The organism is Hydrosulfovibrio ferrireducens (assembly GCF_046883345.1).
Classification (GTDB): domain Bacteria; phylum Desulfobacterota; class Desulfobulbia; order Desulfobulbales; family Desulfurivibrionaceae; genus Thiovibrio; species Thiovibrio ferrireducens.
On the sequence record NZ_JALKCW010000022.1, the window covers coordinates 50,761 to 63,652 of the forward strand.

Annotated in this window: 17 protein-coding genes; 3 read left to right on the forward strand and 14 right to left on the reverse strand. The window is 57.5% G+C overall.

What is annotated here, in order from left to right:
• Positions 1 to 8 precede the first annotated feature (8 nt).
• The 13 genes from MWR57_RS10390 to MWR57_RS10450 all read right to left on the reverse strand — a co-directional run bounded on the left by MWR57_RS10390 (position 9) and on the right by MWR57_RS10450 (position 7,041).
• The gene (locus MWR57_RS10390; protein WP_423124750.1) at positions 9 to 1,166 is read right to left on the reverse strand and encodes a restriction endonuclease subunit S; all 1,158 of its coding nucleotides are present in this window, start codon (positions 1,164 to 1,166) and stop codon (positions 9 to 11) included.
• On the reverse strand, positions 1,151 to 1,738 hold the full coding sequence (locus MWR57_RS10395) for a four helix bundle suffix domain-containing protein (protein ID WP_423124751.1): 588 nt from the start codon (positions 1,736 to 1,738) through the stop codon (positions 1,151 to 1,153). Before MWR57_RS10395 ends, MWR57_RS10390 begins: the two co-directional genes overlap by 16 nt.
• A 31-nt stretch (positions 1,739 to 1,769) precedes the next feature.
• The gene (locus MWR57_RS10400) at positions 1,770 to 3,224 is read right to left on the reverse strand and encodes a class I SAM-dependent DNA methyltransferase (RefSeq protein WP_423124752.1); all 1,455 of its coding nucleotides are present in this window, start codon (positions 3,222 to 3,224) and stop codon (positions 1,770 to 1,772) included.
• A gap of 9 nt (positions 3,225 to 3,233) precedes the next feature.
• Positions 3,234 to 3,728 carry a GatB/YqeY domain-containing protein gene (locus MWR57_RS10405; protein WP_423124753.1) on the reverse strand — a complete coding sequence of 165 codons (495 nt, stop codon included), beginning with the start codon at positions 3,726 to 3,728 and terminating at the stop codon, positions 3,234 to 3,236.
• Positions 3,729 to 3,752: 24 nt separating this feature from the next.
• Positions 3,753 to 3,959, reverse strand: coding sequence for a hypothetical protein (locus MWR57_RS10410; protein ID WP_423124754.1), 207 nt, complete (start codon positions 3,957 to 3,959; stop codon positions 3,753 to 3,755).
• A gap of 26 nt (positions 3,960 to 3,985) precedes the next feature.
• The gene (locus MWR57_RS10415) at positions 3,986 to 4,201 is read right to left on the reverse strand and encodes a hypothetical protein (RefSeq protein ID WP_423124755.1); all 216 of its coding nucleotides are present in this window, start codon (positions 4,199 to 4,201) and stop codon (positions 3,986 to 3,988) included.
• A gap of 233 nt (positions 4,202 to 4,434) precedes the next feature.
• Complete coding sequence (locus MWR57_RS10420; RefSeq protein WP_423124756.1) at positions 4,435 to 4,590, reverse strand: rubredoxin; 156 nt, start codon at positions 4,588 to 4,590, stop codon at positions 4,435 to 4,437.
• A gap of 38 nt (positions 4,591 to 4,628) precedes the next feature.
• On the reverse strand, positions 4,629 to 4,754 hold the full coding sequence (locus MWR57_RS10425; protein WP_423124757.1) for a hypothetical protein: 126 nt from the start codon (positions 4,752 to 4,754) through the stop codon (positions 4,629 to 4,631).
• Positions 4,741 to 4,920, reverse strand: coding sequence for a hypothetical protein (locus MWR57_RS10430; RefSeq protein ID WP_423124758.1), 180 nt, complete (start codon positions 4,918 to 4,920; stop codon positions 4,741 to 4,743). Before MWR57_RS10430 ends, MWR57_RS10425 begins: the two co-directional genes overlap by 14 nt.
• A 123-nt stretch (positions 4,921 to 5,043) precedes the next feature.
• Positions 5,044 to 5,331, reverse strand: coding sequence for a diguanylate cyclase domain-containing protein (locus MWR57_RS10435; RefSeq protein WP_423124988.1), 288 nt, complete (start codon positions 5,329 to 5,331; stop codon positions 5,044 to 5,046).
• Positions 5,232 to 6,077 (reverse strand): response regulator, encoded by an 846-nt coding sequence (locus MWR57_RS10440; RefSeq protein WP_423124759.1) that lies wholly within the window; start codon positions 6,075 to 6,077, stop codon positions 5,232 to 5,234. The genes MWR57_RS10435 and MWR57_RS10440 overlap by 100 nt, the downstream gene beginning before the upstream one ends.
• 135 nt (positions 6,078 to 6,212) lie before the next feature.
• Positions 6,213 to 6,638: a hypothetical protein gene (locus MWR57_RS10445; protein ID WP_423124760.1), complete on the reverse strand. Its 426-nt coding sequence runs from the start codon at positions 6,636 to 6,638 to the stop codon at positions 6,213 to 6,215.
• The gene (locus MWR57_RS10450; RefSeq protein ID WP_423124761.1) at positions 6,613 to 7,041 is read right to left on the reverse strand and encodes a bacteriohemerythrin; all 429 of its coding nucleotides are present in this window, start codon (positions 7,039 to 7,041) and stop codon (positions 6,613 to 6,615) included. Before MWR57_RS10450 ends, MWR57_RS10445 begins: the two co-directional genes overlap by 26 nt.
• A 248-nt stretch (positions 7,042 to 7,289) precedes the next feature.
• On the opposite strand from MWR57_RS10450, the gene MWR57_RS10455 reads away from it, so the two are divergent.
• The 3 genes from MWR57_RS10455 to MWR57_RS10465 are packed head-to-tail and all read left to right on the forward strand — an operon-like array spanning position 7,290 to position 10,162.
• Complete coding sequence (locus MWR57_RS10455) at positions 7,290 to 9,518, forward strand: NADP-dependent isocitrate dehydrogenase (protein WP_423124762.1); 2,229 nt, start codon at positions 7,290 to 7,292, stop codon at positions 9,516 to 9,518.
• Between the two features lie 51 nt (positions 9,519 to 9,569).
• Positions 9,570 to 9,938: a hypothetical protein gene (locus tag MWR57_RS10460; protein WP_423124763.1), complete on the forward strand. Its 369-nt coding sequence runs from the start codon at positions 9,570 to 9,572 to the stop codon at positions 9,936 to 9,938.
• A 38-nt stretch (positions 9,939 to 9,976) separates the two neighbouring features.
• Positions 9,977 to 10,162 (forward strand): hypothetical protein, encoded by a 186-nt coding sequence (locus tag MWR57_RS10465; RefSeq protein WP_423124764.1) that lies wholly within the window; start codon positions 9,977 to 9,979, stop codon positions 10,160 to 10,162.
• Positions 10,163 to 10,227: 65 nt separating this feature from the next.
• Here the strand turns inward: MWR57_RS10465 and MWR57_RS10470 are convergent, their stop codons facing one another.
• Positions 10,228 to 12,864, reverse strand: a complete 2,637-nt coding sequence (locus tag MWR57_RS10470) for a cache domain-containing protein (RefSeq protein WP_423124765.1) — start codon at positions 12,862 to 12,864, stop codon at positions 10,228 to 10,230.
• Positions 12,865 to 12,892: the final 28 nt, after the last annotated feature.

The following is a 12,892-nucleotide window of genomic DNA, read 5'->3' on the forward strand; positions in this document are numbered from 1 at the left end:
TCGGCTCCTTACAATTGTCCGCTGAAGGCCTGGTGGAGCAGGGATTTTTTCAGCGCCTCCAAGGCGGCGAGTTTTTGCTGGTAGATGGATTCGAGGCGTTGGGTTTCGGCACGCATTTTATCAATGAGGGCGATCGCCTGATCCTGATAGTCGCGTGGTGGCAGTAAGATTGGCTGTTCTTTGAACAACGAGTGCGTTATGTCCGGTTGAGCCGCTTTCGATGCCAGAATGGTAATTTTCGCTCTAAACGCGGGATTCTGTAACCACCAAAACAGATAGTCGGTATTCAGAACTGGCTTTGGTCTGACCTTGAAGCAGTTGTTGTGAAGAATGCCAACGCGCCCACGGAAGACCAAGCCAATTTGTCCTGTTCTTGTGTAAATAATTTCGGACTCACACACGTGTGCATTCTTAGGCCACCCACTTTCAGCCACGAATTGTTCAGCCGAGTTCGTTCGGAGATCTTTAATTCGTAACAGTGGCAGGCTGCTCTTTTCAACAAGGAGGTGCTTTGTTTTGGCGTTTATGCATAAGCCTTGGAATAGCTCGCACACATCGCCCAACTTCTTCTCCACCCACCCCTCGCCACGCTGGGTGAAGACGGATTGCAGGTGGCTTTCAAAGAGTCCGCGGCTGTTTTGCAGGTTCTTTTCGGCGTTGGCTTTGGCAGTAGCGATGGAGGCAAACGCCTGGTCGAGGATGGTGACGATGCGTTGCTGTTCTCGAAGAGGAGGAACTGGGAACTCAATCTCAAGGATTTGCTTCGACGACAGGTGCTTCACTGTGGCAAAACCGGTTACCTCCTCAATCGCCTTCAGATAATCATTTACGCCGTAATAAAGAAAGCGCGGAAGAAGTTCATGGGAAAATCCTTGCAGCCTGCAAACTCGTTGGTTCAGTAAAGATGGTTCACCTTTCCACTCATAGCACCCGAACTCGCCGTCCATGCCGACCAATAGATCCCCAGCTCTGACTAGGTACCGAGCATCGTACTCGCCATCAAAACGGGTTTCCGTTTCAATGCCCGCCTTGAGGCTTCTAATACGAACGAGCGGCACCCCCTTGGTAGGATTAAATCCTTTGGAGTCAAAGGCATAGCCGTTCTGGATATTCAGAACATCCACTAACCTTCTTCTTTCCCACCCCGCCTTCATTTCTTCCCCCATCCTTTTCGCTGCTGGTCCCGCGCCTGCAAACGGGCGCGGGTCATGCGCTCGCGCAGGCCGCCTTCCTTGAGGAAATCTTTTTCCAGCCGGCGAATCTGCTGGTCCAGCAGGTAGTTGGTCTGGTGGATCAGGCAGACGGCGATGTTGGCCGCCACCTCGGCGGGGCGGGTTTCCACAAACTGCCTGTAGGTTTCATAGGTCGTATGGGACTTATTGCCCAGCTTTCGCACATACTGCGCTTCCTTGGAGTCCTTGTCCCAGAGGGCACAATCCCGCACCCGCAGGTAATCGCGGTAGTCTTCCAGCAACTCCTCCAGGCTGGCCCTTGCCACGTTGGTCAGCTTGATCTCCATCTCCTTGGAGGTGCCCGAGGCCTTGCTGCCTTCGACGATGTTCTGTTTGCCGGAGCGGGCCGCCTGCACCATCTGGTCTATGGTGCGGTCCCCTTTTTTGAGATGCCTTTCGCAAAACCGGAAGGTCAGGTCGTAGACCACCTCGGCCTTCTGGTAGGAAAGCAGTTCCTGGTAGTTGCCGTGGGGCAGGATTATTGGCGGGGTTTTTTGGTTTTCCATAGGTCGATAGGTCGTATGTGTCCTATAGGACTTATAAAAGCCTTTTGATCTTGGCCAGCACCTCGGCGCTCTCGTTATCCAGCAAGGCGATTTCGTCCATGATCGCCCGGGGGCTCCGGTGGATGATCTCCTCGCCGCCATCGGGGTTTTTCACCGAAAGGTCAAAGGTGGCTGGGTCGATGCTGGCTGCGTCCACGCTCCAGGACTTGGGCGAGTCGGCTTTTGTTTTTTGCAGCTCCACAAACTCGGCAAGGTCGTCATCGTTGAGCGGGTTGGTTTTGCCCAGGTTGCGGCCAAGGTCGAGCGAGTAGTACCAGACCTTCCGGGTCGGCGCGCCCTTCTCGAAGAAGAGCACCACGGTTTTTACCCCCGCCCCTTGGAAGGTGCCGCCGGGGCAGTCGAGCACCGTATGCAGGTTGCAGGAATCCAGCAACAGCTTGCGCAGGCTTATTGAGGCGTTGTCGGTATTGGAGAGGAAGGTGTTCTTGATCACCACCCCGGCCCGGCCGCCTGGTTTGAGCATCTTGATGAAGTGCTGGAGAAAGAGGAAGGCGGTTTCCCCGGTGCGGATGGGGAAGTTCTGCTGCACCTCCTTGCGCTCCTTGCCGCCGAAGGGCGGGTTGGCCAGGATTATATCGAAGCGGTCCTTGTCCTGGATATCGGCGAGGTTTTCGGCCAGGGTGTTGGTGTGGATGATGTTGGGCGCCTCGATGCCGTGCAGGATCATGTTCATGATCGCAATCACGTAGGCCAGCGACTTCTTTTCCTTGCCGTAAAAGGTGCGCTCCTGCAAGGTCTTGAGGTCGGTGGTGGTCAGCTTGGGCCGGGCTTTAAGAAAGTCGAAGGCCTCGCACAAGAAGCCCGCCGAGCCGCAGGCGCCGTCGTAGATGCGTTCGCCGATCTTGGGCTTGACCACCCGCACCATGGCGCGGATCAGCGGGCGCGGGGTGTAGTATTCGCCGCCGTTGCGCCCGGCGTTGCCCATGTTCTTGATCTTGGCTTCGTAGAGGTGGGAAAGTTCGTGCTTCTCGGTCTGGGAGCGGAAGCGCAGCTCGTCGATGTGGTCGATGATCTCGCGCAGGTTGTAGCCGCTGTGGATCTTGTTCTTGATCTCGCCGAAGATCTGGCCGATCTTGTATTCGATGGTGTTCGGGCCGCTGGCCTTCTGCTTGAAGCCGTGCAGGTAGGGGAAGAGCTTGCGGTCCACGAAATCGCGCAGATCGTCGCCGGTCTGCGCCTTGTTGTGGTCGAGCCGGCCGTCGGCGCCCTTGGGCGCGGCCCAGGATTCCCAACGGTAAGGCGGGTCGAGGATGAAGGAGTACTTCTTTCCCTCCAACCCGGCTTCCATGGCCTTGTCCTGCTCCAGACTGTCGAGGTATTTCAGGAACAGGAGCCAGGAGGTCTGCTCGGTGTAATCGAGCTCGGTGGTGCAGCCCGCCTCTTTGCGGAGAACGTCGTCGATATTTCTGAAAGCCTGTTCGAACATGGGGGTATCCTAACCCGCCATCTCCGCCAGCACCTTCTTCACCACATTGCCGTCCGCGCTCTTGCCGAAATGCTTCATGATCGGGCCCATGGCCTGTATGGGGCTCTTGAACTGGGAGAGGTCGATGTTTTCCTTGGCCCAGGCGGTGATCTCCTCTTCCGTGGCCATCTTGGGCAGGTATGCTTCAAGGATTTCCAGGTATTCGGAGGTTGTCTCTTTTTTGTACTCCAGGGTCTGCCGTTCCGACTTGCACAGCCCCATGATCAGGCTGATGATGTCGTCGTCGGTGATCTCGTCGTCCCGCTTGGCCCGCGTGCTCTTTTTGCCGCTCTCCAGAGTGATGGGGGTGGTGATCTTGGTGGGGAATTCGCTGATGATGATGCGCAGCGCGCCCTTGACCGTCTCGTTTTTGCTCAGCATGGCAGCCTTGAGGTCGCTTTTCAGTTTGGCCAGCAGGGTCATGCCCAAGGCGGGGTTCCAGCCGTATTGTGTGTCAGTGCTCATTATGGTGTCCTCTTTTTAGAGTGTTCAGCGGAAGGTGATCAGCAGGATGACGCCAAGCAGCAGGAGCATGGGGCCGTTGGCGACATAGACCACATAGACCAGCGGATATCTGGAACCGAGGATCTCTTTAAGCCGGGTCCGGTTGCAGAGACCCGGGATCCAGAAGGCCACGGAAACGACAAGCCCGGCAACGGCGAGGATCATGCCTATGGTGGCGAACATGGTGTGCATGGCGCGCTTCTGACTCCTGGGCTTATTTATTCGGCTTCGATTTCGGCGATGCGGCCGCTGATGATGGTCTGGCAGGCGACAACCCGCGCCGCCCCCTGTTCGTTGCCCTTCTGTTCATAGTACATCTGGCTGAGTTCCAGGGATTCCAGGGCAAAGCGCAGGTTTTTGAGCTGCGCCTTGGGTGGCTCTGTCCGCCAGAGGGAGATGGCCTCCCTGGCCTGATCTTCGTTGTTGATGTTCATGGCTGGATTCCGCTGCCGCGTTGTGCGGCTGAGATTGTCAAAAAAGTCTCTCCGGGGTTATTGCGCGTCCCCGGCAACGAGATTGTACCTTTTTTTTAGGGAATGAAAAGCAAAAGGATGGGCGAGGCGGTGCAGGAAGCTCCAGGGTGCGGAACTCCTGAAAAAAGTACCCCCTGAAAACCAGGGAGGGGTTTCAGGGGGCGGTTTGGACGGGGTTGAGTCCGAGTGCGCGGTTACACCTTGTAAAAATTTTCTTTTTCCGCGCCGCACTTGGGGCAGACCCAGTCATCGGGCAGGTCGGCAAAGGCGGTGCCGGGCTCGATGCCGTGTTCGTAGTCGCCTTCCGCCGGGTCGTACACATAACCGCAGGGGCATTCAAACTTGTCCATGATGGCTCTCCTTTTAGGCTGGATAGTTGCGGGGCGGATCAGGCCATGGTTTCCATGTTCCTGCCGCAGCATTTCGGAATCTCGCTGTTCTTTTTCACCTTCAGGTCCTTGTTGCAGACCGAACAGTAACAGGTGTTGTCCGCCGGGAAGCTACTCGATGACAAAGCGGGCCAGGTTTTCCTTGGTGGGGATGTACTCGCCGATGGGCACCAGCTTTTTGTTCTCCCGCATGCAGTCCACAATGACCCGCCACAGCAGCTCCATGGCTGCGGTTTCCTGGGCGTTGCCCGGCTTGAATTCCACGACATTTTTATCAACGCTTATTTCCATGAGTCACCTGATTGATGGTTAATGATAATTTTTACTATAATCGTCCCTGCGAAAAAATCCACGGGAAAAAGGGATATTTTTTTATGGTAAGAGATTGGGAAAAAGCAGCATCAGCCCGCGGCCTTACTGTTTATACCCATCCTGGCGGCGGGCCTTTTTGTCTTCCTTGTTTTTATACATGGCCTGGTCTGCCCGGTGGAGCAGCTCGTCAATGGAGCACGGGGCCTGATGCTCGTAGCGGCCCACCCCGACACTGAGGGACAGCCGGTATTGCCGGGTTGTCAACCGGTTGGCTTTGTCGATGTTTTCGCTCAACCGGCTGAGAATGGTTTCCTGGTTGCCCAGCGCCGAGTTGTCGGTGCAGAGGATGACAAATTCGTCCCCGCCCAGCCGGGCGACAACATCCGCCAGCCGGAAGGTATCGCCAAGCAGGGTGGCGGCTTCATGGTGACCATCTTGCCGTTGAGCAGGACGGGTTCGGTCTCGTCGATGACCACCGGAGCGTGGCCAAGGGTGTGCAACAGGGTGTGCAACCGTTCCCGGTGGGTGCCGGTGAAAAGCTCGGGAAAACCGGAGGCCAGCAGGTCCTCCTCCCGCAGGCCGCATAGGGCAAGGGCCGCGGCGTTGGCGTGGAAGATCTTGCCGTCCAGGGTGAACTCCATCACCCCCTCGGGCATGGAGTTGAAGATACTCTCGTAATGCCGCTTGGAAAAGAGCAGCTCCGAGGTGATATGCCGCTTGTACAGGTCTTCGCCGCCGAGGATCGTGCCCTTCAGTTCATGGAGGGTGCCATTGTCGATATGCTCGATGACCTTGGCGATATGCGTTTCGGTATTTTTGAATGGCCCCTTGGCGATGCAGGCATCGGCCCCGAGGTTGAGGATATTGGTTGCATCCTCCAGCACCGTGGCCGAGTAGATGATGATGTGGAGATTTTTCAGCTCGGGACGGCTGCGGATCACCTGGCAGAGTTTTTCCCCACCGATGTTGGGCATGATCAGATCGGTAAAAATGATGTCCGGCCGTGCTTTTTTGAGAAACTCCAAGGCCGCGAGCCCGTCTTCGGCGGTGATCACTTCATGGCCCTGCTTTTTCAGGAATTCCACCAGAAGTTTCAAGACAACAGGGTGGTTGTCCACCACCAGAATCGTTTTCATGGCGTTTCGGCATCCAGTATGCGGAGGGTTTATCTGCAGGCAGTAACGGTTTTATAATGGAAAAATCGCAAAAGACAAGAGGTTTGCGTCTTGAGCACCGGCTTGCGCGCAGAATACAGAGTACCCCGTATTTCCTTAACGGCCCTGGAGGGCGAGCAGGATATCCACGGCTACCGCGGCAATGGAGAGAACAAAGATGAACAGGTAGTTGAGGTTCTCCTTGGACTTGATGATGGAGGAGAGCACATAGGCGATGAGCGTCCGGTCTTCGCTGGTGATTTCGCCCTGACCCTGGATCTTTTCCAGCAGCCGGTTGGCGCGGATGGCGTTTTTCCGTTTCTCGGAGATATGGTAGCGGTAGGCGAAAAAGAAGATGTAGCCGATGACCCCGAAATACCAGACCGGCCGCAGCAGGGCGGGGGCAAAGGTGTTGATGATGGTCAGCAGCCGAAAAGCCACGGCGGAAAGCAGGCCGATCACCAAAAACAGGTAGATGACCCAGGGGGGAACGGTTTTGGGGATGGCTGGCATGGTTTCAACCGGCCTCGCTTGCTGGTTCATCCGAGACCTCTTTCTGTTTTTTGGCTTGGGCTATTCGCGAATCTTCGGTCAGGATATGCTCCAGCACCCAGACGTGCATGAGCCGTTTGAATTTGTACACCAGCATATCCAGGTTGCCGCTGTGTTTCATGATGGTGTTCATCTCGGCGATGATCCCTTCGTGCAGTTTTTTGTGTTCCTCATACTGCGGGTAGCCGAGCTGGAGCATGTACTCTTCCTCGTGCTGAAAATGGGTTTTCACATAGTCGTAGAGGGCGACGATGTTCTCCTTGATCCGCGCCATTTGTTCCCCGCTGTTGGCAAGGGTGGCGACAGCGTTGGCCAGCTCAAGCAGCCGTTGGTGTTCCGCGTCGATCTGCGCGTTGCCGAGGCTGTATTCGTCTTTCCAGGTGAATTCGGTCATGCCGTAGCGTGCTCCGGGAGTGAATGGATTTGTACAGACACTCTACGGTGTTTGGGCGGCAAAAAGCAACCGGGAAGAGGAAAAAGAGCGAACCCCGAAACGGCGCGGGCGCGGGCGGGGCAGGCTGCGCGGCCACACATGCTATTTGCAATCCCGGACGGTATGTGCTAATTCTGTGGGCTTCGGTTACGGATTACGCAACGTAAGCCATTGCCTCGATTGTACATACCAATGAAGGAAGAACCCATATGACCACCCAGAAGATTATCTACACGGAAGTCGATGAAGCGCCCGCCCTGGCAACCTATTCCCTGCTGCCTATCCTCCAGGCCTATACCAAGGGCTCGGGTATTGCCGTTACCACCATGGATATCTCCCTGGCCGGGAGAATCATCGCCAACTTTCCGGAAAACCTGACCGAGAGCCAGAAAATCCCCGATTATCTGGGCGAGTTGGGCAAGCTCGTCAAGCTGCCCGCAACCAATATCATCAAGCAGCCCAATATCAGCGCCTCCATCCCCCAATTGAAAGGGGCGATCAAGGAGCTGCAGGAAAAGGGCTATGCCATCCCGGACTATCCGGAGGCGCCGAAAACCGAGGCGGAAAAAGAGCTGCAGGCCAGATTTGCTAAGGTCTTGGGCAGCGCGGTGAACCCGGTGCTGCGCGAAGGAAACTCTGACCGGCGGGCAGCGGCCTCGGTGAAGCGGTTTGGCCAGAAAAACCCGCACCGGATGATGAAACCGTGGCCCGCCGCATCCAAGACCCGGGTGGCGCATATGACCGCGGGCGATTTCTACGGCAGCGAACGGTCGGTGACCATGGCAAAACCCTGCGAGGCGCGGATCGAGTTTGTCGGCGCGGATGGCGGTGCCACGGTGCTCAAGCCCAAAACCCCGCTGCTGCCCGGCGAGATCTTCGATGCCTCGGCCATGAATGTCCGCTCCTTGCGCGCTTTCTACGCCGAGCAGATCGCGGCGGCGAAAAAAGACGGGGTGCTGCTCTCCTTGCACCTCAAGGCGACCATGATGAAGGTCTCCGACCCGGTGATGTTCGGCCACTGCGTCTCGGTCTTTTATCAGGATGTTTTCGAGAAACACGCGGCGATCATCAAGAAACTGGGGGTCAACGTCAACAACGGCCTGGGGGACCTCTACGCCAAGATCCAGTCCCTGCCCGAAGCAGAGCGGCTGGCGATCGAGGCGGACATCCAGGCGACCTATACAAAGAACTGCGCACTGGCCATGGTGGATTCCAGCAAGGGGATCACCAACCTGCATGTGCCCAACAACGTGATCGTCGATGCCTCCATGCCGGTGGTGATCCGCGACGGCGGCAGGATGTGGGGGGCGGACGATGCGCTGCACGACACCATCGCCATGGTGCCGGACCGTTGCTATGCCACGATCTACCAGGAGGTGGTGGCCGATTGCAAAATCAACGGCGCCTTTGATCCCGCCACCATGGGCTCGGTGGCCAATGTCGGGCTGATGGCGCAAAAGGCCGAGGAGTACGGCTCCCACGACAAGACCTTCATGGCTCCGGGCAAGGGGACGATCCGGGTGGTGGACGCCGCTTCCGGCGAGACCCTGCTGGCGCAAGAGGTGGAAGAGGGCGACATCTTCCGGGGCTGCCAGACCAAGGATGCGCCCATTCAGGACTGGGTCAAGCTGGCGGTGATCCGCGCCAGGGCCACCGGTGCGCCGGCCATCTTCTGGCTCGATGCCAACCGGGCCCACGATGCTCAGCTCATCGCCAAGGTGAAGCAATACCTGCCCAGCCACGACACCAGCGGTCTCGATATCCGCATCATGCAGCCGGTGGAGGCCATGCGCTTCTCCCTGGCGCGCATCCGCAAGGGCGAGGATACCATTTCCGTGACCGGCAACGTGCTGCGCGACTATCTCACCGATCTCTTCCCCATCCTGGAGCTGGGCACCAGCGCCAAGATGCTCTCCATCGTGCCGTTGATGAACGGGGGAGGGATGTTCGAAACCGGCGCCGGCGGCTCGGCGCCCAAGCATGTGGAGCAGTTTTTAAAGGAAGGCCATCTGCGCTGGGATTCGCTGGGGGAATTCTGTGCCCTGGTGCCCTCCTTCGAGCATATTTACGCCACCTTCAAGAACGAAAAGGCGCAATTGCTTGCGGAGACGCTGGATGCCGCCATCGGCAAATTTCTGGAAAACGAGAAGTCACCCTCCCGCAAGGTGGGGGAGCTGGATACCCGGGGCAGCCATTTTTACCTGGCCCTCTACTGGGCCCAGGCCCTGGCCGGACAGAGCAAGGATATAGAGGTGCAGGGACGGTTTGCCAAGGTGGCGCAGGCGCTTTCCGACAACGAGGGGAAGATTGTCGGTGAGCTGAATTCCGCCCAGGGGCAGCCGGTGGATATCGGCGGCTATTACCGGCCCGAGGCGGCAAAGACCAGACAGGCCATGCGTCCCAGCACAACTTTTAATGCCATTGTCGACGCCATGTGAAGTATAATCAAGCCAAGGGTTGTTTCAATGAAGCGTACGAAAGGAGGCACCATGAAAAAAATAATGCTGGCAGTGGTCGGGGCGTTGCTCTTTCTTGATGCGGGTTCCGCCTTGGCGGACAAGTCGGCTGTCCGTCTGGAAGCCCCGGCGCATGCGGGGCAAGGGGAAAAGATCACCATCACCCTTTTTGCCAGACACAGCGCCAATAATTTTTTGCACTACACCAAACGGCTGAATCTCATCATCAACGGCCAGGAAGCTGCCAGTTGGGAGTTCGGCGCGTTCAATCTTCCGGACTCGGCCGAGTTCAGCCGGACCTTTGAATATGAGGTGACCGGGCCAACCACCCTGGAATCTGCCGCGGTCTGTAATGTCCATGGCAGCGCCAACACGGCAACGGCGACCGTCGGCCTGCGATAGTTCCTGACGGCTTTCAATAGTGCAAAAGGGGTGACGGTATGCGGATCGGCGGAATCTCCCTGGTGCAGCTCCTCGGGATCATCAATTTTATGCTGATCCTGTTTCAGCTTTCTTCCGGCCTCCGGTGGATACAGGTGAAAACCGGCACCCACCGCAAAACGGGCCTCGCCCTAGCTATCTGCGCGAGCCTGCATGGATTGCTGGCGACGGTGACCGCCCATTGAAAAATGGGGTCGCCACGTCTCTGCAGCCCGCTGTTTTCAACCTTCCTGAAAAAAACACCACGGATCTACTTGTCCCGGCCGGGCCCTGCGTCCAGCACCTCCCGCACCAAACCGGCCAGCTCCTCTTCCTGTAAGGGTTTGAGAAAGAAGGCGCGGATGCCGAGTTGTTTCGCGCGCTCCGCATTGATCACCTCGCTGTATCCGCTACAGAGAATGATGGGCAGTTCCGGCCGTTTTGCCAGAATCGCGCGGGCAAGGTCCTGGCCGGTCAGCTTGGGCATGGCCATGTCGGTGATCACCAGATCCACCGAGCCCGGATTGGCGTCGAACCATGCCGAGGCGGCAGTGCTGTCCGAGAAGCTGGTAACCCTGTAGCCGTATCGGCTGAGAACCACTTCGAGGAGGCGGACGAGTTCCTGTTCGTCATCCACCACCAGGATCCGCTCGTTGCCGCCCCGGATATCCTTTGTCCCCAACGGTGCCAGGGGCTCGGCCTGAAGTTGTTTGTGCAGGGGCAGGTAGATGCTGAAGGTGGTGCCGAGGCCCGTGGTGCTGACCATCCTGATCTGGCCGCCGAGCCCCTCGACGATGCCGTGGGTCGCGGCCAGGCCGAGGCCGGTGCCCTTACCCGTCTCCTTGGTGGTAAAATAGGGTTCAAAGATCCGTTCCTGGGTGGTGGTGTCCATGCCGCAGCCGGTGTCGCTCACCACAAGCTGCACATAGTCGCCGGCGGGCAGCGGCGGGGCGATATTTTCCGCCGCTGTTTCAAAAAGAGAAACCGTCAGGGTGCCGCCTTTTTCCTGCATCGCGTGGTAGGCGTTGGTGCAGAGGTTCATAACCACCTGGTGGATCTGGGTGGGGTCGGCGAGCACGGGCCCGCAGCTTGCCGTGATATTCTGCACGATTTCGATGTTGGCCGGCAGGGAGGCGCGCAGCAGCGTCAAGGCCTCCCTGACGATCAAATGGATGGCGATGGGCTTTTTTTCCTGTTCGCTCTGCCTGCTGAAGGTAAGGATCTGCTGGACCAGTTTCCTGGCCCGTTCGCCGGCAATGAAAACCTCGCTGAGATAGGTGCGAGCGGTATCGTCCGAAGTGACCCTGGTCAGGGCCAGTTGGGTGTAGCCGATGATGGCGGCGAGGATGTTGTTGAAATCGTGGGCAATGCCGCCGGCCAGGGTGCCGATGGCCCGCATTTTCTGGGCCTGGCGGAGTTCAGCCTCGGCGCGCTTGCGCTCCGCCATCTCCCGGGTCAGGGCGGCGTTGGCCTCGGCGAGTTCCCCGGTGCGCTCAATAACCCGCTGTTCCAGCAGGTCGTGCGCTTCGCGCAGGGCGGTTTCCGCAAGTATGCGCTCGGTGATATCGGTGACAATGCAGACAATGCCGAAGAATCCGTCAGCCTCGTCGGTGAGGGAGGAGGCCGAGAAAAGGATCGGGAGGCGCGCTCCGTCCTTGGTGACGAGCCGGTGCTCCGTCGAAGTGATGGCATAGTCCGTGCTCCCGTGGGAAGCAAAAGCAGCTTCGATCTCCGTGGGGTTTTCAAGGAAGGAAAAGACTTTTTTTCCGAGAAGCTCCGCTTCCGAATAGCCAAGCAACCGGCAGAGCGCCAGGTTTGCCTTGCTGATCGAGCCGTCCGCCGTGGTCACCAGCAGGCCGTCGTGCATGGAGGCAAGGATATTATCCACATAGGCTTTAGCAGTGGTGAGTTCCTGATTACTCTTGCTCAACGAGGTGTTGAGGGTGAGAATTCGGGTGAGCAACTGGCCAAAGCTGAAGTAGAGGACCAGGCTGGAGATGAGCAGAAGAAGCAGGGCGAGCAGGACAACCTTGTTGATGAACGTCCTGGCTTTGGCCAGTTCTTCACTGATATCCAGGGCGACCAGGATCTTGGCAATGGGTTCCTTCTGGAAATTTTGCAGTTCGATATTGGAGAAGAGGAGATATGTCTTGCCGTCGACGGTGTAGCGGCGGGTATTGTCCTGCACCAGAAGAACCGATTCGCCAATTTTTCCGAAAATGGAGTTTTGTTTGGGCAGGAAGGTATATTCCCCCTGTTTGATCTTTTGGTCGGCAACCAGGGTGGCCTTTTGCCAACCCTCCGATTTGACGGCAACGGCGATTTCGGGGCTGATGCGCTGCTGGAGCAGTGTGACAAGCTGCTCATGGCTGAGGCCGAACTCCAGGGCGCCGAGGTATTGCCCTTTCTTGAATACCGGCTGGACCACTCGGTAAAAAAGCCCCATTTTGCCGACCTCATAGCCGGCGCGCTGCTTGCGGCTGCTGTTCACCTCACGGACAATGGGGCGGATCTCGGCCAGTTCATCGCCATGCATTTCCGGAAGATGCATGCGCAGAAACGAGGAGTTGTTCGGCAGGTGGAAATGCATGATGGTGAAGTAGGGGTTTTCTCCTCTGATCGTCTTGTAAAAGGGCAAGGTTGCTTGATAGAGGGCCTCCCGGTCGCGCTTGGCAAAGGCATCGATCACATCATGCTTGGTGGTGGCAAGGCTGACAATCCGCGACTTGTAGGCGGCAAACATCTGTTCCTGCATGTTTTCCGCCAGAAACGTGGCGCTTTCCCTCTTGGTCTGGATTGCGCCCGCAAGGTGTCCATTCCGCTGCTGAATGGACATGAAAACGAAGGCCGAGGTCAGGATGGCGATGGTAAGCATCACCGAAAGGATGGCTTTGGCGCGGATATCCATTAACGGATCACCTGCGTGCGGTCATGAC